The 20,295-nt window shown below is 70.2% G+C and carries 17 protein-coding genes; 8 read left to right on the forward strand and 9 right to left on the reverse strand.

Annotated features, from left to right (window positions below; translation table 11 throughout):
- Positions 1-269 precede the first annotated feature (269 nt).
- From ACWFRJ_RS05625 to ACWFRJ_RS05655, 7 genes are all read left to right on the forward strand, one after another.
- Positions 270-3,053, forward strand: a complete 2,784-nt coding sequence (locus tag ACWFRJ_RS05625) for a glycosyl hydrolase (RefSeq protein ID WP_453524898.1) — start codon at positions 270-272, stop codon at positions 3,051-3,053.
- 191 nt (positions 3,054-3,244) lie between these two features.
- On the forward strand, positions 3,245-4,090 hold the full coding sequence (locus tag ACWFRJ_RS05630; protein ID WP_453525074.1) for a helix-turn-helix domain-containing protein: 846 nt from the start codon (positions 3,245-3,247) through the stop codon (positions 4,088-4,090).
- A 164-nt stretch (positions 4,091-4,254) separates the two neighbouring features.
- On the forward strand, positions 4,255-5,118 hold the full coding sequence (locus ACWFRJ_RS05635; protein WP_453524899.1) for an ABC transporter ATP-binding protein: 864 nt from the start codon (positions 4,255-4,257) through the stop codon (positions 5,116-5,118).
- A 147-nt stretch (positions 5,119-5,265) separates the two neighbouring features.
- Positions 5,266-6,330: an iron-siderophore ABC transporter substrate-binding protein gene (locus tag ACWFRJ_RS05640; protein ID WP_453524900.1), complete on the forward strand. Its 1,065-nt coding sequence runs from the start codon at positions 5,266-5,268 to the stop codon at positions 6,328-6,330.
- Positions 6,331-6,341: 11 nt separating this feature from the next.
- Positions 6,342-8,429 (forward strand): iron ABC transporter permease, encoded by a 2,088-nt coding sequence (locus tag ACWFRJ_RS05645; protein ID WP_453524901.1) that lies wholly within the window; start codon positions 6,342-6,344, stop codon positions 8,427-8,429.
- Positions 8,430-8,487: 58 nt separating this feature from the next.
- Positions 8,488-9,624 (forward strand): peptidase C39 family protein, encoded by a 1,137-nt coding sequence (locus tag ACWFRJ_RS05650; RefSeq protein WP_453524902.1) that lies wholly within the window; start codon positions 8,488-8,490, stop codon positions 9,622-9,624.
- The gene (locus ACWFRJ_RS05655) at positions 9,621-10,235 is read left to right on the forward strand and encodes a class I SAM-dependent methyltransferase (RefSeq protein WP_453524903.1); all 615 of its coding nucleotides are present in this window, start codon (positions 9,621-9,623) and stop codon (positions 10,233-10,235) included. Before ACWFRJ_RS05650 ends, ACWFRJ_RS05655 begins: the two co-directional genes overlap by 4 nt.
- Positions 10,236-10,253: 18 nt before the next feature.
- Here ACWFRJ_RS05655 and ACWFRJ_RS05660 read toward each other — a convergent pair whose 3' ends face one another.
- From ACWFRJ_RS05660 to ACWFRJ_RS05670, 3 genes are all read right to left on the reverse strand, one after another.
- A complete protein-coding gene (locus ACWFRJ_RS05660; protein ID WP_453525075.1) occupies positions 10,254-10,775 on the reverse strand; it encodes a cupin domain-containing protein in 522 nt (173 codons plus the stop codon).
- Positions 10,776-10,925: 150 nt separating this feature from the next.
- Entirely contained in the window at positions 10,926-12,884 is a 1,959-nt protein-coding gene (locus tag ACWFRJ_RS05665; protein WP_453524904.1) for an acyl-CoA dehydrogenase family protein, read from the reverse strand.
- Between the two features lie 107 nt (positions 12,885-12,991).
- A complete protein-coding gene (locus ACWFRJ_RS05670) occupies positions 12,992-13,666 on the reverse strand; it encodes a class I SAM-dependent DNA methyltransferase (RefSeq protein ID WP_453525076.1) in 675 nt (224 codons plus the stop codon).
- Positions 13,667-13,826: 160 nt separating this feature from the next.
- On the opposite strand from ACWFRJ_RS05670, the gene ACWFRJ_RS05675 reads away from it, so the two are divergent.
- Complete coding sequence (locus ACWFRJ_RS05675) at positions 13,827-14,099, forward strand: DUF3253 domain-containing protein (RefSeq protein ID WP_453524905.1); 273 nt, start codon at positions 13,827-13,829, stop codon at positions 14,097-14,099.
- Between the two features lie 26 nt (positions 14,100-14,125).
- On the opposite strand, the gene ACWFRJ_RS05680 is transcribed toward ACWFRJ_RS05675, so the two are convergent.
- The 6 genes from ACWFRJ_RS05680 to ACWFRJ_RS05705 form a co-directional block, all read right to left on the reverse strand.
- On the reverse strand, positions 14,126-14,743 hold the full coding sequence (locus tag ACWFRJ_RS05680; protein ID WP_453524906.1) for an NUDIX hydrolase: 618 nt from the start codon (positions 14,741-14,743) through the stop codon (positions 14,126-14,128).
- The gene (locus tag ACWFRJ_RS05685; RefSeq protein WP_453524907.1) at positions 14,670-15,107 is read right to left on the reverse strand and encodes a MerR family transcriptional regulator; all 438 of its coding nucleotides are present in this window, start codon (positions 15,105-15,107) and stop codon (positions 14,670-14,672) included. Before ACWFRJ_RS05685 ends, ACWFRJ_RS05680 begins: the two co-directional genes overlap by 74 nt.
- A gap of 13 nt (positions 15,108-15,120) precedes the next feature.
- Positions 15,121-16,122 carry an MDR family NADP-dependent oxidoreductase gene (locus tag ACWFRJ_RS05690; RefSeq protein WP_453524908.1) on the reverse strand — a complete coding sequence of 334 codons (1,002 nt, stop codon included), beginning with the start codon at positions 16,120-16,122 and terminating at the stop codon, positions 15,121-15,123.
- 226 nt (positions 16,123-16,348) lie between these two features.
- A complete protein-coding gene (locus ACWFRJ_RS05695; protein WP_453524909.1) occupies positions 16,349-17,203 on the reverse strand; it encodes an SGNH/GDSL hydrolase family protein in 855 nt (284 codons plus the stop codon).
- A 154-nt stretch (positions 17,204-17,357) separates the two neighbouring features.
- Positions 17,358-18,809 (reverse strand): carboxylesterase/lipase family protein, encoded by a 1,452-nt coding sequence (locus ACWFRJ_RS05700; protein WP_453524910.1) that lies wholly within the window; start codon positions 18,807-18,809, stop codon positions 17,358-17,360.
- Complete coding sequence (locus tag ACWFRJ_RS05705; protein WP_453524911.1) at positions 18,806-20,290, reverse strand: long-chain-fatty-acid--CoA ligase; 1,485 nt, start codon at positions 20,288-20,290, stop codon at positions 18,806-18,808. Before ACWFRJ_RS05705 ends, ACWFRJ_RS05700 begins: the two co-directional genes overlap by 4 nt.
- Positions 20,291-20,295 lie beyond the last annotated feature (5 nt).

Below are 20,295 nucleotides of genomic sequence, written 5' to 3' on the forward strand. Positions count from 1 at the left end.
CGCAGAGACGGCAGTCGGCAACAGGAGGCCCGGCTTCGACGATGTCGTCCCCGGCGTTCGCGCCGGGTGGCGGCGGGGGAGTGGTGCGTCTGACGCGTGCCGCGCCAGAGGAGGGCCTCGTCAAGAGTCGAAGGCGCGGCGGCCTGGCGTCGGGCGCTCAACTCACGTCTGCACCAGCTATTGACGCTTGTTTGCACTGGCTTTACGTTCCTCGACATCTGAGAGCGCTCTCAAGACGTCCTCACTGTCATGACTTCGAGGTGCCGTCCATGCCAGACCCCCGCTTACGACTCGTCCCTCGCCGCAGACCGGCCGCCGCCCTGGTGCTGGTCGCCGCGCTGGCCGCCATCGGTCTCGGCCCCGCCGCCACTCCCGCGGCGGCAGCCAACGTCCCGGTAGGCTCCGGCAGTTACTCCGACACCCGCCCCGCGGGAACCTCAGGACCCACCACCAACACCGGCACCCCGGTGACCCCCAAGGTCACCCCGGGCGCCAAGGGCAAGCCGGTCCCCACCAACGACTGGTGGTCCTCCCTGGCCTTCCAGCGGTACGGCGACAACCCGTACTCCACTCCGATGTACGGGCATCCGCTCACCTACCAGGCCACCGCCGGCGGTCTGGAGGTCGGCTACCCCACCACCCCCGCGGTCGTCGGCGAGGGCCGCCAGTACGAGTACGCGCACAAGCGCGACCTCACCCTCGGCCTGAGCGGCCTCAACTCCCCTGACACCAAGGCCGACGCCTGGTCCGACTGGACCGTCACCCCCTACTGGTCGGACGGCACCCGCACCCTGCGCACCACCATCGGCCACGGCCTGCCCTTCGTGTACGCCAAGGGCTCGGGCGGCAACGCCCAGATCACCACCGCCGCCGCGCCCAACGTCTTCGCGGACCAAGGAAACGTCCTCGGGATCACGGTCGCGGGCCACCACTACGCACTCTTCGCCCCCAGCGGCAGCGACTGGAACGTCTCCGGTTCCACGATCACCGCCGGTCTGGGCGCCAAGGACTACTTCTCGCTGGCCGTCCTGCCGTCGACCGACGCGCTCGCCACGTACAAGAAGTACGCCTACAGCTTCGTCACCGGCTCCAAGGCGACCTGGTCCTCCACGTCAGGCTCGGTGAAGGCGGGCTACACCCTCACCACGCAGGCGCAGGAAGGCAGCGAGACCGGAACGCTCCAGGCGCTCTACCGCCACCAGTGGCTGCACACGGCCGATGCGCTGACCTCGTACACCTACGTGTCGCCGCGCGGCACGATGAAAGTCCGCGAGGGCACGTCGTTCAGCACCACCCAGAAGTCTTCGTCCGTCCTGCCCGCCCTCCCGAAGTCCTCGGGCGTGGACCGGGCGCGTCTGAAGACGTATCTCGACGACGTGGCGAACGCGGCGGACCCGTTCTCGGGCGCCACCGACACCTACTGGACGGGCAAGGCGCTCGGCAGACTCGCCCAACTCGTACCGGTCGCCGACCAGATCGGTGAGACCGCCACCCGCGACAAACTCCTCGGCCTGCTCAAGGGCCGGCTCCAGGAGTGGTTCACCGCGGGCGGTGCGAGTGAGTTCTCGTACGACAAGGACTGGAAGACCCTGACCGGCTACCCGGCGTCGTACGGCAGCGACACGGAACTCAACGACCACCACTTCCACTACAGCTACTACGTCTACGCGGCGGCGATCGTCGCCCAGTACGACCAGGCCTGGGCCGCCGACTCGGCGTGGGGCGGCATGGTGAAGACCCTCATCAAGGACGCGGCCAACCCCGCCCGCGGCGACACGGCCTTCCCCTTCCTGCGCGGTTTCGACGTGTACGCGGGCCACAGCTGGGCCTCCGGGCACCAGGGTTTCGCCGCGGGCAACAACCAGGAGTCGTCGTCCGAGTCGACGAACCTCAGCGCGGCCCTCGTGCTCTGGGGGTCGGCCACCGACAACGCCGAACTCCGCGACCTGGGTGCCTACTTGCTGACCACCGAGTCGGAGGCGATCGCCCAGTACTGGTTCGACGCCGACGAGCAGGTGTTCCCCTCCGGCTTCGGCCATGACACGGCCGGGATGGTGTGGGGGAGCGGAGCGGCGTACGCGACGTGGTGGACGGCGAACCCCGAGGAGATCCACGGCATCAACGCCCTCCCGATCACCGGGGGTTCACTCCACCTGGCCGGACACAAGTCCGCGATCCGGCGCAACCTCGCCGAAATGGTGCGGGAGAACGGCGGCCCGGCCGTCGAGTGGCGCGACATCCTCTGGGAATTCGAGTCACTCGCCGACCCTGCCGCGGCCAAGGCCAAGTGGGACGCGGGCAACGCCGGTTACACGCCCGAGCAGGGAGAGTCCAAGGCGCACACCTACCACTGGATCGGCACCCTGGACACGCTCGGCGCCCCCGACACGACGATCACGGGCGACATCCCGACATCGGCGGTCTTCACCAAGGGGACGGTGCGCACCTACGCGGCGCACAACTACGGCGCCTCGTCCCGCAAGGTCACCTTCTCCGACGGCGCGACCCTCACGGTTCCGGCCCGCTCCACGGCAACGGGCACCGGCACGGGTGGCGGCGACCCGGACCCGCCCACGGGGAACGTCTTCCAGCTCCGTACGGGAGGCACACTCACCACGGCGACGGGGGCCACGGCCGGCAGCGACACCGTCGCGTCGGCGGACGGCGTGAACCGCGACGGCACGCCGTATCAGCCGTTGGTCTACGAGGCGAAGAAGGTCAACGGCACCCTCACGGCGGGCAAGTCCACTGCTTTCCGCCTCCAGTTGGACGCGGGCACCGCGGTCGGCCTCGGTCAACAGGCCAGGATCAGCTACGACCTCACGGGCGACGGCACCTTCGAACGGACGGAGACCTACCGGTACTTCGCGACTGACCCGGTGACCGGCTGGGAGGCCTACAGCGAGGGCAGCGGCCTCACATCGGCGACCGGCACGCTCGGGAACCTGAAGGCTGGGACGGTACGCCTGGAGGTGTGGTCGGCGATCGGCAACGCCCCGGCAAAGCTCCGGACCGGGACGGCCGATTCGACACTGACGATTCCGTTCGGCTGACCAAGATCGGCGTCGGGGGGGGCGTCCGTCATCGCTTCTGCCAGGACCGGGCGGGGAGCGGTGGCGGACGCCCGCGCGGCCGAAGGCCCACCGGTTCGTCGTCGCAGGCCAGGGGGCTCCCGGCGCCGCCGTGGGCCCCCGCTAGACTCGTTCCCATGGTCCGATCGTCCCGTGGTGACGCGAGCCCCGGGATGTGGCGGCAAGAGGCGGGCGCCGTGGTGCGCCGGGTCGCGCCGTTCCCGGAGCAGGCAATAGCCCCCTTCGCCATTTTCGCCGGGCTGCAGATACCCCGTGTCCCCACGGAGTGGGCGCCGCACTCGCATCCCCGGCACGAACTCGTCTGGGTCCGCGGCGGCACACTGACGTCCCGGGTGGCGGACCGCGTCTTCACCGTGTCCGAGGGGTACGGGCTGTGGATGCCCGCCGGAGTGGTGCACGGAGGCCGGGCGACGGCGGGTGCGCAGTTCCACGAGGCCTTCTTCGCCCCCGACCGCACACCGTCCGCGTTCGCGTTCGAAGGGCCCCGAGCGATCGCGATGACGCCCTTGCTGGAGTCACTCCTGACTCATCTCTCCGACACGGATCTCGACGCGGCGGCCAGAGCGCGGGCGGAGTCGGTCGTGTTCGACGTGCTCCAGCCGTCGGAACGCCAGTTCGCCCTGCAGCTGCCCGGTGACTCCCGGGTCGACGCGATCGCCGAAGCCCTCCTCGACGACCCCGCCGACTCCCGCTCGCTGGAGGAGTGGGCGCGGTGGCTGGGTATCAGCGACCGCACGATCACTCGCGCGTTCCGCCACGCCACGGGCCTGTCCTTCGCACAGTGGCGGCAGGCGCTGCGCGTGCACCGGGCGCTGACGCTCCTCTCTGAGGGGTTCGACGTAACGACCGTCTCCGAGGTCCTCGGCTACGCGCAGCCCAGTACCTTCATCGCCGCCTTCCGGCGTATCACCGGAACCACACCGGGCGCGTTCTTCGCCGCCGCCGACGCCGCCCCCGAAGGTGTCCGGAATCCCGTATCGGGTGTCCAGAACTCCTGATTGTCGACATGGCGAGCGATATATAAGCTCCTCGGAGTTAGGTAACCCTTAGTTGTTGCTCGCCGCGAACGGTCCCTTCCGTGCGTGGAGAGTCCGCTGCCCGGCCGGTAAGGCCGGACGGAGGGTGCCGCAATCCTCGCCCCTCCGATCACCCGGACCTCCTGATGCTCACAAGCCCCTCCCGGCAGGCCGGTCACCCTGTGACCGACCCCGCCACACCAGCGGTTGCCCTCAATGGGCATGACTTGGTGCTGCGGTACGGCGGCACACCGGTCGTCCACGGCGTCTCGCTGACTCTGGAACCCGGCCGCGCGACCGCTCTGGTGGGGCCGAACGGCAGCGGAAAGTCCACGCTGCTGCGCGCGCTCTCCCGACTGCACCGGGTGGACGGCGGCCGGGTGACGCTCGGTTCCCCTGACGGAGGGACCGAGCGCGACGCGGCTCTGCTCAGCGCCCGCGAGTTCGCCCGCGAGATCACGCTGTTCTCCCAGTCGAGGCCCGCGCCCCAAGGCCTCACGGTCAAGGAGGTCGTGGCGTTCGGACGCCACCCGTACCGGCGTGGCTTCGCAGGCCTGACCGCCGAGGACCGCAGCGCCATCGAGCACGCCATGGGCGTCACCGGCGTACGCGACATGGCGGGCCGCCCGGTCGGAGAGCTCTCCGGCGGGGAGATACAGCGCGTCTGGCTCGCGGCCTGCCTGGCCCAGGACACCGGCGTCGTACTCCTCGACGAACCGACCAACCACCTGGACCTGCGCTACCAGATCGAGACGCTCGACCTGGTGCGCGATCTCGTCGAGGAGCACGGCATCGCGGTCGGGATCGTCCTGCACGACCTCGACCAGGCGTCCCGCGTCGCGGACACGCTGGTCCTGATGCGCGCCGGCCGCGTGCACGCGGCCGGCGCACCCGCCGACGTCCTCACCGAGGAGAACATCGGCGAGGTCTACGACATCCGTGTCGAGGTCGGCGTCGATCCGCGCACGGGCCGTCTCCGCATCGACCCCATCGGGCGGCATCCCGCCTGAAGCGGCACCGCGCCTGAAGCGGCACATCCGCCGCCGCAACGAGTCACAAGACCGGTATGTCACAAGACCGGTGTGTGACGAGAGCGACGCGTCGCGAGAACGACGCATCGCAAAACAAGGTCGCAAAAACAAGAAAGAGGAACGTTCATGAACCGTGCCCATCGCCTGGCGGCGTCAGCCTCCACAGGGCTCATCGTCCTCGCCGCAACGGCTTGCGGCACGACCACCGTCGACAAGGCCGACGCCGGCAGCAGTGCCAGCGCGAAGCCCGCGTCGAAGGACTGCGCCAAGGACACCACGACCACCTCGACGAAGCCGGTCTCCTTCAAGGACGGCGTCGGCCGGCAGGTGAAGCTCGACAAGCCCGCCAAGCGGATCGCGGTCCTGGAATGGCAGCAGATCGAGGACGCACTGACCCTGTGCGTCACCCCCACCGCGGTCTCCGACGGGAAGGGATACAGCACCTGGGTCAGCGCCGAGAAGCTGCCCGGCAAGGTGACCGACATCGGCACCCGTGAGGAGCCCGACCTCGACACTCTCTACGCGGCGAAGCCCGACCTCATCGTGGTGGAGGCGTTCGACGCCGACGACGAGACCCTCAAGAAGCTGGAGAAGCGAGGCGTCCCCGTGATGGCCACCCGGGGAGCGAACCCGAAGGACCCGATCGGGAACATGCGCGAGGTGTTCAGCATGATCGGCGAGGCGACGGGTCGCACCGAGCGCGCCGACCAGGTGCTCAAGGAGTTCGACGACCACCTCGCGACGGCGAAGAAGCAGGTCACCGACGCCGATCTGCCGACGAAGGACTTCCTGTTCTTCGACGGATGGCTGCAGGGAGGAAACCTCACCGTCCGCCCCTACAGCGACGGCGCCCTGTTCACCGAGATAGGCAAGGAGCTCGGTATGAAGCCCGCGTGGACCAAGGACATCAACAAGGCCCACGGAGACGGGGGCGTCGACAAGTCCTACGGCCTCGCGCAGACCGACGTCGAGGGCCTCACCTCGGTGGGCAAGGCCAACCTGTTCTACGCCAACGACGAAGGGGCCGGAGGGTACGTCGCCGCGCTGAAGAAGAACCCGATCTGGAAGACGATCCCGGCCGTGAAGGAAGGCCGCGCGCACTCGTTCCCCGCGCGGGTGTGGGGCGCAGGCGGTCCGCGCTCCTGCGCGCAGGCCATCGACGCGTACGTCGACGTGCTCGACAAGAAGTGAACACATCTCAGATGACGGCACCCGGAGGGGAAGCGCTGCCGCGTGCCGAGCGCGGCGGCGCCCCCACCGGGGTGGCCGTCCTGGCACTCCTCCTCGCAGCGACCGCCCTGGTGGGCATGTGGCACCTGACGCAGGGAACATCGGGCGTCGGCGTCGGCGACCTGGTGCGGTACATCGGCGGGGAGCGGGACACCACCGGCGGGGCGCCGGTCGGTGAGATCCTCACCGGCTCGCGCCTGCCGCGCCTGTTCGCGGGCGTGGCAGTGGGCTTCGCGCTCGGCTGCGCAGGCGCGCTGCTGCAGTCCGTCACGAACAACGCGCTCGCCTCTCCCGACACCCTCGCGGTCACGGCCGGGTCCTACTTCATGCTCTCGCTCGTCGCGGCCTTCGGCCTCGCCGTCCCGCTCTGGGCGTCGGGCGCCGTCGCCTTCGCGGGCGGCTTGATCGCGGCGACGCTGGTGCTGCTCCTCGCGGGCCGGGCGGCGGGCACCGCGGGAACCCGCCTCATCCTCGCCGGATCGGCCATGGCGATGGCCCTGGACGCGGCGACCGCGATGCTCCTCATCCTGTTCAACCAGAACACCACCGGTCTCTTCGCCTGGGGGAGCGGCTCGCTCGCTCAACTGAACATCGACGCGTCGATACGCGCCTTCCCCGTCATGGCCGTGGTGCTGTGCGTCGCCCTGGCGCTGTCCCGGCGCCTCGACGTGATGAACCTCGGCGACGACGCCGCGTCCACTCTCGGCGTGCCGATCAGAACCACCCGCGTGACTGCCGTGATCTGCGCGGTGATCCTGACCAGCACGGCGGTGACACTCGCGGGCCCGATCGCCTTCGTCGGCCTCGGCGCCCCCGTCCTGGCCCGCCTGATCGCGGGCCGGGTCCGGGCACTGCGCCAACACCTCCTCCTGGTGCCCGCGGCCGGACTGCTCGGCGCGCTGCTCATCCTGCTCGCGGACGCGTCGCTGCGTGCGATCCAGGGCGCGGATGGGGCCGCCTCCATTCCCACCGGCGTACCGACCGCACTGCTCGGCGCCGTCGTCATAGTGGTCCTCGCGCTGCGCCTTCGCGACACGGGCGGGCTCCGGCAACCACCGAGCGCGCGGGTCGCCACACGCTCGCGCCGCGCGTTCCTCCTCGTCGTGCTCGGCGCGGTGACACTCCTGGTGGTGGCGGCGCTCACAGCGGTCCTTGCGGGAAGCCTCTGGCTGCGGACGGGCGACATCGCGCTCTGGGTTCAGGGCACCGCCCCCGACCTGATCGGCCAGGCGCTCGACGACCGGATCCCACGCGTGATCGCCGCGATCCTCGCCGGTGCGGCACTCGGTCTTGCCGGATGCGTCGTACAGGGCACGGTGCGCAATCCGCTGGCGGAGCCGGGTGTGCTCGGCATCACGGCGGGCGCGGGACTGGGTGCGGCGGCCGTCGCCACATCGGGCCTGTCCGGCGGACGACCGCTGCTCATCGTGGCGGCGGTCGCCACGGGGCTCGCCACGTTCGCGCTGATCGCCGTGCTGTCCTGGCGCGGCGGATTCCTGCCCGACCGGTTCGTACTGATCGGCATCGGCTGCGGGTACGGCCTCAGCTCCATCACCACCTTCCTCCTGCTGCGTGCCGACCCGTACAACACGCCCCGGATCTTCACCTGGCTCTCCGGCACGACCTACGGGCGCACGCTGCCCGACGTCGTACCGGTCGCGGTGGCCCTGGCGCTCGCGCTCCCCGTGCTGTTCGCCATGCGCGGCCGGCTCGACCTGCTCGCCGTCGACGAGGACACCCCGCGCATCGTCGGGGTGAGGCCGGTACGCGTACGCATCGCCGCCCTCACGATCGCCGCGGTGCTCGCGGCGCTCAGCGTGATCGCCGTCGGTGTCGTCGGCTTCGTGGGGCTCGTCGCCCCCCACCTCGCCAGATCCCTGGTGGGCGCCCGGCACGGCCGCGCGATCCCGGTCGCGATGCTGCTCGGCGCGCTGCTGGTCTGCGTCGCCGACGCTCTCGGCCGCACGGTCGTCGCACCCGCCCAGGTGCCGGCGGGCCTCATGATCGCCCTGGTCGGCGGCCCGTACTTCGTCTGGGTGCTACGGCGCTCCCGCGCATGAGCCCGCCCGCCGGTGAAGTCCCGTCCCTCGCACCCACCGATCCGCCAGGAGCGCCGGTATGCCGTCTCAGCAGGAACAGCAGGAACAGCAGGAACAGCAGGAAGCACCCGTGAAGATCGTCGTTGTCCCGTTCGAGCCCGACGAAGCGTCGCCGACCCAGCTGAGGCGGCTCGCACACCACGAGGTGCCGGAGCGCTGGCACACGGTCGACCGCTCCGCTCACGCCCCGCACATCGTGGCCGTTCCAGGTGACGACGGTGTGGACTGGGTCGCCGCCGCGCTCGTGACGGCACGCCCCGACACGGCCTACCTGAAGATCGTCGACGCCGTCGGCGACGTACCTGCAGCTGTCCAGGCCGTCGTCGCCCACGCACGCGGCCGGGGCCTCGCGCAGGTCAAGTGGGAAGGCTGGACGGCGAGCCCGGAGGCCGCCGCTGCCGCCGGCTTCACTCCGCTGCGTCCTCCGCTCACACCGGCGGGGCACGCGGAGGGGCCCGAGGCCGGTTACGTTCGCTGGCTGTGCGACGGCGTGGTGACCGAGCCCCCGTACTACGGGCAGACCACACACTTCACGTGCGGCGCCGTCACCGCCTTGGTCGCGCAGACCCTGTCGGGGGCGATGCCGGACAAGGCACTCGACCGCCAGGCTGAGCTGACACTGTGGCGCGACGCGACCAACTTCCCCGCGTGCGAGCCCGTCGGCCTTGGCGTCGCCGTGCGCCGGGCCTGGCCGTCGTTCCCCGTCACCGTCCACCTCGATACGGACCGGCCCGTCCTGCTCGACCACCTCCCGGACAACGAGCAGGAGTGGCGTGCCCTGCTCCAGCGCACATCGCGTACGGACGCCGGACGGATCGGCGTCCCGATCGACCCAGGCCACCTCCCCATGACGGCGATCCGGAGCGCGATCGGCCGACGCGAACAGGTGCTGCTCCTGCTCTCGCTCGCCGGAATGCAAGGCTTCGACGTACCGCACTGGGTGCTCTGCCACGGTGCCGTACCCGGCGCCATCGTGATCGAGGACCCGTGGGCCAACGCGGCAGCGGGGGACACCTGGGTCGACGCCCATCTGCTGCCCGTTCCCGACCCGTCGCTCGACACCATGTCGACCATCTCGGCAGACAACTTCCGCGGTGCCGTGGCCATCGGCCGCCCGCAGCAGGGCCAGGTTGTTCACCTACCCTGTCCGTCATGAACCGTTGGGAAGAGTTGACTGGTGGGACGTCCGGAGAGGGCTACGCCGCCCGGTTCGCGGCCCTGGCCGGCAGCGGCAAGGACATGCACGGTGAGGCACAGTTGTGCGCCGCGCTGGTGCCCGCCGGAGCGCGGGTGCTGGATGCCGGGTGCGGCACCGGCCGGGTCATGATCCGGTTGGCGGAGCTGGGGTACGACTGCGTGGGGGTCGACCTGGATGCTTCCATGTTGGCCGTGGCGCGCAGGCAGGCCCCGGAACTGCCCTGGATCCAGGCCGACCTGGCCACGTTCGACCCGGCCGCGCATCATGTTGCCGCGGACTTCGACCTCGTGGTCGCCGCGGGCAACATCTTCCCGCTCCTTGCCGCGGGGACTGAGGCCGCGGTGATCAGCCGCTTGGCCGCGGCCCTGCGTCCTGGCGGCCTCATGGTCGCCGGATTCGGCCTGGACGAAGCCCACCTGCCGGTGTCGCCCGCCATCACCCTGCCGGAGTACGACGCCTACTGCGCCGCGGCGGGCCTCACCTTCGTCGACCGCTTCGCGACGTGGGACGCCCACCCCTACGAGGGCGGCGGCTATGCCGTCAGCGTCCACCGAGCACATCGCGGCTGAAGACCGGACGGCAGTCCACTACACCGGTTCCGGCCCGAAATCCTCCTCGAAGTAGCTGTCGTGCCGCACGCGGAACTCCTTGAGTTCCTCGCTGCCGCGCCGGGACATCTCGGCGACCCTTTCGAAGTACTCCTCGCGCGGGGCGCCGGGGGAGAAGAGCATGAGCATCGACATGGGCTCGGCCGTCACGTTCTTGAAGGCGTGCAGGCCACCGACAGGCACGTACAGGAAGTCACCGGTGCGGCCGGTCACCCACTTCTCGCCGGTGAAGAGTTCCAGTTCGCCGGAGAGGATGTAGAAGGACTCCGACATGGCCTTGTGGAAGTGAGTCTTGGCGCCCGAGGACCGTGCCGCCAGGTCGACCTTGTACAGGCCGAACTCGCCGCCGGTCGACTCGTGCGTGGCGAGGTAGTGCGTTGCGCCGCCGCCGGGAGAGGTGAGTTCCGGCGGGGCGCCGGCGGTACGGAAGGACGCGTTCACCTCGCCTCTGTCTCCGTGGTAGCGGGGCTCGGGATACTCCAGGTGCTCCGGATACGACATCGTGCGCTCCTTGTCGTTGAGGTTCACCTGCATCCTGGCCTTCGCCCACCGGCACCGGCATCGGGCGCAAGCATGACCATGGGTAGTCCTACGTCCGGGACCTGGGACCTGGGACCTACGACCGAGGACGGGCGGCACCGAGGTGGACGCTCACCCCACCAGGTCGGGTGAGCGCAGCATCTGCGGCGGGATGTTCCAGGCGTCGACGAGGTCGGTGGCGAGCGGCCGGATCTTGCGGCACAGGTCGTTCACCTCACGGCGGATCGCCTTGGAGCGCTGCACCGTCAGTCGGCCGTGCTCCATGAACCAGGCGCGGTCGGCCTCGATCGTGGAAAGGGCGAAGAGGTCGCACAGGAGCCCCAGTGCGACCTTGTTGTCACCATCGGGGAGCCGTCGCACCTTGTCGACGAACGCCTCGAGAACCAGCCGCTCGACATGTGCGTGGGCCACCGCGATGACATGGTCCTGCACCTGTGAGAAGACGACGCCGGGATGGGTCTTCTGGTCCATCCCACGCTTGAGCCGGCGTGCCACACCGGCGAGCATGTGCTCCTCGCGGAATCGGAGCATGGCCAGCTGATACTCCGAATCGAGGAGGCCTGCCTCCTGATCCCACTCGTCGCCGCCGGGCAGCAAGTCACGTACCCGCTCGAGCAGTTTGTGGGCCGAGGTCTTCTCGATGACCGTCTCGACGGCGAGGTTCGTGACGTACCGGACCATGCCGAGCTGGTCCATGCTCTCGAACTCGCTTGCGTGGTGAGTGAGCAAGCCCTTCGCCACCAGCTGGAGCAGCACGTGGTTGTCGCCCTCGAACGTCGCGAAGACGTCGCTGTCGGCCTTCAGGGCGGCGAACCGGTTGACGGCCAGATAACCGGCGCCCCCGCACGCCTCGCGGCACTCCTGAATCGTGCGCGTGGCGTGCCAGGTGCCGAGCGCCTTCGTGCCTGCGGCCCGTGCCTCCAGCTCACGCCGTGCGTGCTCGTCGTCCGTGGCCCCCGAGAAGACCTCGTGCAGTTGCGTGCGTACGACGTCCTGGGCGAAGTGCAGCGCGTACGTGCGCGCGACGAGCGGGAGCAGTCGGCGCTGGTGCATGCCGTAGTCGAGGAGTACCTGCTCATCGGTGTCCGAGGCGGCCTTGAACTGCCTTCGGCGATCGGCGTACTTGGTGGCGATGGCCAGCGCGACCTTGCTGGCGTTGATGGCACCTCCGCCGACGCTGACCCGCCCCTGCACCAGGGTGCCGAGCATGGTGAAGAAGCGGCGGTCGGGGTTGTCGATCGGGCTCTCGTAGGCTCCCTCGGGCGTGACGTCGGCGAACTGGTTGAGCAGCGCCTCGCGCGGCACGCGTACGCCGTCGAACCAGATCCGCCCGTTGTCCACGCCGTTGAGGCCCATCTTGCGCCCGTCGTCCTCGATCCGGACGCCGGGGGCCACCTCACCGTCGACGCGGATCGGTACGACGAACGCGTGCACCCCTTGGTGCTCCTCGCCCACCTCCAGCTGGGCGAAGACGACCGCGAGCTCGGCATGCCGGGCCGCGTTGCCGATGTAGTCCTTGCGAGCCTGGTCTCCGCCGGTGGTGATGACGAACTCCTGGCTGTCGGCGTCGTACCGGGCCTCGGTGCCCAGCGCCTGGACGTTGGAGCCGTGTCCGGTCTCGGTCATCGCGAAGCAGCCCATCAGCTCTCCGGTGATCAGGCGCGGCAGGTAGGCCTCGTGGTGGCGCTCCGTGCCCAGGTGCAGGATGGCGCCGCCGAAGAGCCCGAACTGCACGCCGACCTTCACCAGTACCGACAGATCGCCGAAGGCGAGCGTCTCGAACGCGGCGATCGATGCGCCGATGTCTCCGCCCCCGCCGTACTCCTTCGGGAAGCCCATGCCGGTCTGACCGGTTGCCGCCATCTCGACGACGAGCTCACGCACGCGCTCGCGGAACTCGTCGAAGCCGAGCTCTTCCGCTTCGTCCAGTACGCCTGCGTACGTCTTCAGATTGGCGCGGACCAGGCTGCGGACCTCGGCGTACTCGCCGTCGAGCAGATCGGCGAGAGCCTGGACGTCGATGGCGGGCTGCGTGTAGCCGCTCGGGGAGGTGGCGCTGTCGGTGACCATGTCGCCCTGTTACCCGGCGGTAGGACGATCAAATCGGTCGCTTGGTCCATCGGGGGGGGCGATGCCATCTTCAGATCAAAGCTTCAAAGCTTCAAAGCTTCAAAGCTTCAGAGCTTCAGAGCTGAGGACTCTTCAGGCGAGGGCTGACGACGCGCGAGAATGATTCCACCCAACTTGCTCTCGGCTGAGGTGAGAGTTTTGTGGGTCTCGACGGCAAAGCCCGCTTCGTCGAGCCACTCAATCGTCTGGGCGTGCTGTCGCCGATGGACGTAGACCTTCATCGGGTGCCCGCCGTACCCCTCGGTCTTCAACTGCGTCTCATCACCGACATGAAAGCTGAGCAGCAGGGGCCCACCGGGCCGAAGCACTCGATGGAATTGTGCAAGGACCGACCTGATCTCGTCGTCCGGGACGTGGATCAGTGAGTACCAGGCAATCAGGCCGGTCACCGAGGCGTCGGCCAGGGCGAGGTCCGTCATGGAACCGAGCTCGAACCGAGTCTCTGGATGATCGCGACGGGCCACATCGAGCATTCCGGGCGACAGATCGATACCGAATGCGTCTAGGCCCAGTTGCCTCAGGTGATCTGTGATCCGCCCCGTCCCGCATCCCACGTCCGCAACCAGGCCCCCGCCGTGGGCACGTACCTGGTCGGCGAACAGAGCCAACACCGCGCGCTCCTCGGGCGTTTCGTCCAAGAGGTGGCGTGTGAGCTCCGCGTAGGCGGCGGCGACAGTGTCGTACGACGTCCGCGTGTCCGCCAGCCAGTCATCTGCGTTCAGTCCCGGTCCCATCGACCGCAGGCTACCCAAGACATCGGGTGACGGGACGGCTTTGCTCGGAGAAGCCAGGGCCAGAACTGTGAGGCGAGTCTGGTGGATCGGGGGCCGACGCGGTGGCTGATGTCCTGGTATCCGTCATCGCCGGTGTGACACTGACGCGGTGACGGACATCGAACAGCAGACGGACCGGCGCTTGGAGCGAGCCATTCTGGACCTGCTTGAGCGGCGTGGTCCGACCTCGACGATCTGCCCGTCCGACGCCGCGCGAGCGGTGTACGAAGGGGACGACGACGGCTGGCGCGCGCTCATGGAACCGGCCCGCCGCGCGGCCCGGCGCCTGGTTACGGCCGGCGAGGTGGAAATCACCCAGTCAGGCCGTCCCGTCGAGCCGACGAAGGCCCCTGGTCCTATCCGTATCCGCCGTGCCGGCTGACAGACCCTAGGTGTTGTGACCACTCGTCATGCACGATCACGCCACGGGCCGTCCGGCACCAGTGCGCAAAGCACGGCCTGCAACTGTGGCGGCTCGATCGGATCCGGCAGCGAGCTCAGATCCGACCATGCGATCCAGACGTGCGTGTCCAGGTTGACCTGCTCATCGGGGAGGAGGCCGGTCCGCACGAGTGACGGCTGCTCGTCGGCGAACTGCGCGACGAAGAAGTGCTCCGTCCCGATGTACCGCTTGCCGTTCCAGTGCACATCACGGTCGACCGGCACAGACCGATCAAGCACCGCAGCCGCGTCGAGGCCGGTTTCCTCTGCCAGTTCGCGTCTCGCGGCCACCAAGGGCGTCTCGCCCGGTTCGATGCCGCCACCGGGCGGCTCCCAGAGCCATGTCCCGTCGAACGGGTCACGCCAGTGCAGAAGAAGCAGGCGATGGGCAGCGTCCAGACAGATGACCCGGGCGGCGGGCCGGTGCGTTGTGCCACCCGGCGATCCGACGGGATCCGCGCCTTGCTGAACCCGCTTCGTCTGGCTGCCCGACCCAGGAGTCCACCGTCGGTCAGCCACGCGGCGTCGGCCTCGAAGAGCTTCCGCAACCGCTGCGGCCGGGAAGGGGCGGCAAGGCTGGGTCACCCGGCGGCTCCCCTGCGGTTGAGGCAAGGCTCTGCCGTAAGCGAGTGAGGCGTGCGATCTCCGCGTCCAGGACGGCCAGGCGATCGGCCACGACGTCGCTGAACTCGCCTGGACGGCTGCCACAGGATGTCGGCGTGTCCTGGACGAGGAGGTCCACACGGTGTGCGCGGCGGCGGACGTCCTCCAGGGTGAGTCCCAGAGCCAGCAGGCTACGGATGACGCGGACGCGGGCCACCTCGGCGGTGCCGTACTCGCGTTGACCGGACGGAGTGCGAGGCGGGGGTTCGAGCAGGCCGCGGGCCTCGTACAGGCGCAGAGCCCGAGGTGTGGTGCCGGCTGCTGCCGCCGCCTCGCCGATCCGCATGCGCTCTCCCGCCCTACAGTTCCACGACGGACGCACCGAAGGAGCGGCCCGCAATCAGTTCGGGCAACGCCTGCGGAGCGCGCTCGATTCCTGGGACGGCGGTGTAGGGGAACTGGATGTCGCCCGCCCGCAGCCAGTTCCCGAAGCGAGCCTCCCACTCGGCCTCGACATCGGGGTGGTCCGCGCCCCTGTAGCCGGCGATGGTGATGCCCCGGTTCAGCATCCGGTACGTGTCGAGCACAGCGGGTGCGCTCCCGCCCGCGCGGTCCGGGGAAAGCTGACCGTCCAGTGCGCCCACCAGGGCGAACCGCGCTCCCCGATTCGCCGCGTGGACAGCGGCGGTCAGCTGTTCGCCGCCCACGGTGTCCAGGACGACGTCGATGCCGTCCGGCGCCGCCTGCGCGAGCTGCGGGCCGATCGGGCCGGTTCCGCGCAATACGGTGGCGTCGTATCCGAGTTCCCGCTCCAGCCGTCGGGCCTTGTCCGGTGAGCCGGTGCTGCCGAGCACCCGGGCGGCACCCAGCAGGCGGGCGATCTGGCCTGCCAGAGTGCCCACAGCGCCGGCGGCGCCGGTCACGAACACGGTGTCTCCCTCTCGGACCCCGGCCAGCCGGGTCAGGGCTCCGTACGCTGCGGAGCCCTGGGCGAAGTGGGCCACCGCGTCGGGCAGGGCGCCGTCCAGCAACCTGCACTCGGCATGAGCGGGCGTCGCGTACTCCCGCCATCCCTGAAGGTGCAGCACCAACTGCCCCTTCTCCAAAGGCCCGTCGAGCACCTCGCCGATCGCGGGTCCGATCAGGGTGTCACCCGGGCGCAGCGGCGGCAGCGGGACATCGTGGGTCTCGCCTCCGATGAGGGTTCGCAGGCCGGGGAAGACCAGGAAATGGGTGTTGCGGACGAGCACTTGGCCGGCCTCGGGCTTGGGGATGGGGGCCCTCACCAGGGCGAAGTCGTCAGGGGTCGGCAATCCAACGGGGCGACGGACCCGACGTACGAGGCGATGGGTTTCCTTCATGTCCGGACGCTAAGCCTTGACCCGTGGGGCAGGGGCAAGGCTTAGCTCGAGCACGGTTATGGCTGGCGCCCAGTCCATCGCCGAGACCGCGAGCCTGATCCCCGGGGAACGGGACATGCGGGTCCGTGCTCTGACACAGGCGGTCTACCACCACCAGGGCCGACCGGGCCGTCCGGGCCGTCGACGTGAGAAACCGCCCGCATCGCCATCTCGCCACCGCCACCACTCAGTCCGCCCGTACGACCTCCGCCAGGGCCCGGCCGTAGGCGCGGGAGCCCGCGGCGTTGGGGTGCAGTGGGACCGCGTCGGTGGTGGAGACGGCGCCCTCGATGTAGCGGTCGGCCGCGGGGGCGCAGGAGTCGTGGCCGGTGCCCAGGTCCTTGGTGTCCACGAACGTGGCCCCGTGCCGTGCGGCCGCGGTGCGCAGCGCCCCGCCGAGCTGGTCGATCTTCGCCTGGATGTAGTCGGCGTCCTGGCCCCAGTAGGGCTGGCGGGGGAAGCAGCCTCCAGTACGGAAGTACTTGCCGTAGCCGACGACGAACACCTTCGCGTTCGGCGCGCGTTGGTGGATGGTGTCGAGGACGACGTCGAACTTGGGGGCCCAGGCGTCGATGGCCGTGCCGTACCGGTCTGTGGCGCCCTGGGTGTTGGCGGCCGCGCAGCTCTTGCCGAGCGGCTTCGGCAGCAGGTTGACGCAGCCGGTGGGGAGGTTGGACAGGGCGTTGTCGTTGGCGCCGATGGTGATGCTGACGAGGTCGGTTTCGGCGGAGAGCGCGTCGTACTGGGGCGCGGTGCCGGGGTACTGAGGGCCGGTGAAGTCGTCGGCGGTGGCGCCGGAGCAACTCACGTCGGTCAGGTCGGCGCCGAGCTCCCCTGCGGCGATGTGCGGGTAATCGGCGAGCGAGCGTACGCACTTGGGGTTGGCGGGGTCGGCCGGACGGACCAGCGGGGCGGCGGCGAAGGAGTCGCCGAGTGCCACGTACTGGAGACGGTCCTTCTCCGCCGCGGTGGCGGCCGGTGCCGCGAGGGCGGTTCCGCAGAGCAAGGTGGTGACCAGCAGCGCGCGCAGAGGCGTTCTCATGGGGGTGTCCCTTTCGTGGCTGTGCGGGTGGCTGTGTGGGTGGCTGTGCGAGTGACGGGGCGTCAGGGGGTAGGGCTGTGCCGGGGGATGGTCGTGCCGGTGCGCATTCAGGTCGTGGGGTGACGGCAGTGGTACGGGGGCCGCGTCCGCGCCGCTAGGACCACAGGCGGCGTTCGCGCTCCCGGGGCGCGAGCACGACCCGGGCGCCGTCGGCTCCGTACGTCATGACGGGCCGCTCGGTGTCCCACTCCTGCCAGCCGGGGTCGCCGCCGCACGCGAAGGCGACCCACGCGCGGTGCATCGCCTCGGCCAGATGGCGCGGTGCCGTATCGCCCGTGAGGAGCAGGCTGTCGGGTGTGTCGAGGGTGTCGAAGACGAAGCCGATCTCCAGGGCGTGGCAGGCGCCGAGGTCGTGCTGCGGGGACGGCCAGGCGAACTCGTAGACGAAGGTCCGGCCCCGACGGCTCAGGAGGCCCTGGCGGCCCGCGCGGGCGTCTGCGAGGCGGTTGAGCGGCACGCGAAGGACCTTGTCGGTGACCATGGCGCCGAGGATCTCGCCGGGAGACGCGCCGGGTCTCGTGGCGCGGTAGACGCCCGGGGCCCTCCACGGCGCACGGTCCTTGAGGACGGCGGCCCACAGCGTGGCGTTGCCGATACGGTCGACGAGGCCGCTGGGGACGAACCAGAGCCGGTACTCGTCGGTGTTGCCGCCCAACAGGACGTCGATGCCGTCGGATGCGCCCCGGGCGAGCGCGGCGGCGGGGTCCTCGGGTACGACGTCGCCGTCGACGACGAGGTGGAAGCCCCGGCCACCGGTCAGCGGGGTGCCGCCCGTGGTGGCGGCCCGCTGGGCGGCGAGCAGCCGGGCGCGGTCGACGCGGGCGAAGTCCGCTGCGGTGGGCGGGACTTCGAGGTGCTCGGCGATGGCGGTCGTGGTGCGTGCCGCCTCGGCCCGGTCAACGGCCGTAGGGGCCCCGCTCTGCAGGACAGCCCGTCGGAAGAGGCCCTTGGCGTGCGGGCTCGCGAGCAGGGCCGCGATGCTGATGGCGCCGGCCGACTCGCCGAAGACGGTGACGTTGTCCGGGTCTCCGCCGAAGGCACGGATGTTGTCGCGTACCCAGGTGAGCGCGGCGATCTGGTCGCGCAGCCCTAGGTTGGCCGGGGCGTCGGGGAAGACGCCGAACCCCTCGATGCCCAGGCGGTAGTTGAGCGAGACCAGGACGACGCCGTCGCGGGCGAAGGCCCGGCCGTCGTAACTGGACACGGAGGACGAGCCGTTGCGCAGGGCGCCGCCGTGGATCCACACCATGACAGGGCGGCCGCCGTCGCCGGGCTCGGCCGTCCAGACGTTGAGGTTGAGGCAGGCGTCGCCGGGGATGTCCGGATCGGGCAGGAGCGCGTCGAGGGGCGGCGCGTACGGATTCTTGGGGGCGGTGGGTCCGAAGGCAGTGGCCTCCAGGACGCCGTCCCAGGGAGGTACGGGCGCCGGGGGCGCGAACCGCAGGGGGCCGACGGGCGCCTCGGCGTACGGGATGCCGCGGAAGACGGCGATGCCGTCCTCGGCGGTGCCGCGCACCGGGCCGCAAGCCGTGTCGACGACGCTCATGCGCACGCCTCCTTCAGCTCGCGCTTGAGGATCTTGCCACTGGGCCCGAGCGGCAGCTCGCGCAACAGGCGTACGACACGCGGGTACTTGTGCCTGCCGAGATGCTCGCGCGCCCACGCGACGATGTCATCGGGTGCGTCGGTGGCGCCGGGGCGCAGGACGACGGCCGCGCAGATCTCCTCACCTCTGGCCTCGTCGGGCAGGCCGAGGACGCTGACCTGGGCGACGGAGGGGTGGCGGGCCAGGGTCTCCTCGACCTCGCGCGGGTAGACGTTGAAGCCGCCGCGGATGATGAGGTCCTTCTTGCGGTCGACGATGCTCAGATAGCCGTCGGTGTCGTGTACGCCGAGGTCGCCGGTGCGGAACCAGCCGTCGACGACGGCCGCCGCGGTCGCCGCTGGGTCGTCGAGGTACCCGGCGAAGATGTTGTGGCCGCGCAGCACGACCTCGCCCACATCGCCGGGGGCAAGGAACACGATCCGGTCGTCGGCCTCCGGATCGGCGACGGCCGCTTCGACGCCCCAGATGGGGTGACCGACGGTTCCGGGGCGGCGGCCGGTGGCGAGCTGGTTGAACAGGGCGGCCGGTGAGGTCTCGGTGAGTCCGTAGCCCTCCAGGACGACGGTGCCGAAGGCGGTCTCGAAGCGTTCGAGCAGTGCGGTGGGCAGGGCCGCGCCGCCCGAGACGGCCATGCGCAGGCCGCCGGGGCGCCGCCCGCCGTGCTCCACCGTCTCGGTCAGGGCGTGGTACATGGTGGGCACGCCCATGAAGACGCTCACGCCTTCGGCCGCCATCAGGTCGAGTGCGCCGGGGCCGGTGAACCGCGCGCACAGGACGAGTGCGGAGCCGGCGCGCAGGGCGGCGTTCATGGCGCAGGACTGGCCGAAACTGTGGAAGAGCGGCAGGCAGCCGAGGACCACGTCGTCGGGGGTGAGGGCGAACAGGTCCTGGGCGCAGACGGAGGCGTTCATCACCAGGTTGCCGTGGGTGAGCAGGGCGCCCTTGGGTCTGCCGGTGGTGCCGCTGGTGTAGAGGATCACGGCGGTGTCCTCCGCATCGCGCGGCTCCACACTCTCCAGGGGCTCGTCGGCGGTGGTCACGTGCAGCACGTCGATGCCGACCTCGGTCGCCGCCGCCTTCGCGACGGCCTCGAGGGGATCGGCGGTGACGATCACGTGGCAGTCGCTGTGCCGCAGCACATAGGCCACTTCGTCGGCGACCAGCAGGGCGTGCACGGGGACGACCGTGCCACCGGCCGCGAGGGCCGCGTAGTAGGCGCGCGGGAAGTCGGTGGTGTTGGGCAGCAGCAGGGCGACCCGGACCCCCGGCCCGACACCGTGGGCGCGCAGCCGGGCCGCGAAGCGCAGGACGTCGAGCCACAGCGAGCGGTAGGAGACGCGGACGTCGCCGTCGACAATCGCGGTCCGGTCGGGATGGCGGACGGCGGATTCCTTGAGGATGCTGGCGACGCTCAACTGCACGGTTG

This window comes from Streptomyces sp. NPDC055239, assembly GCF_053606205.1.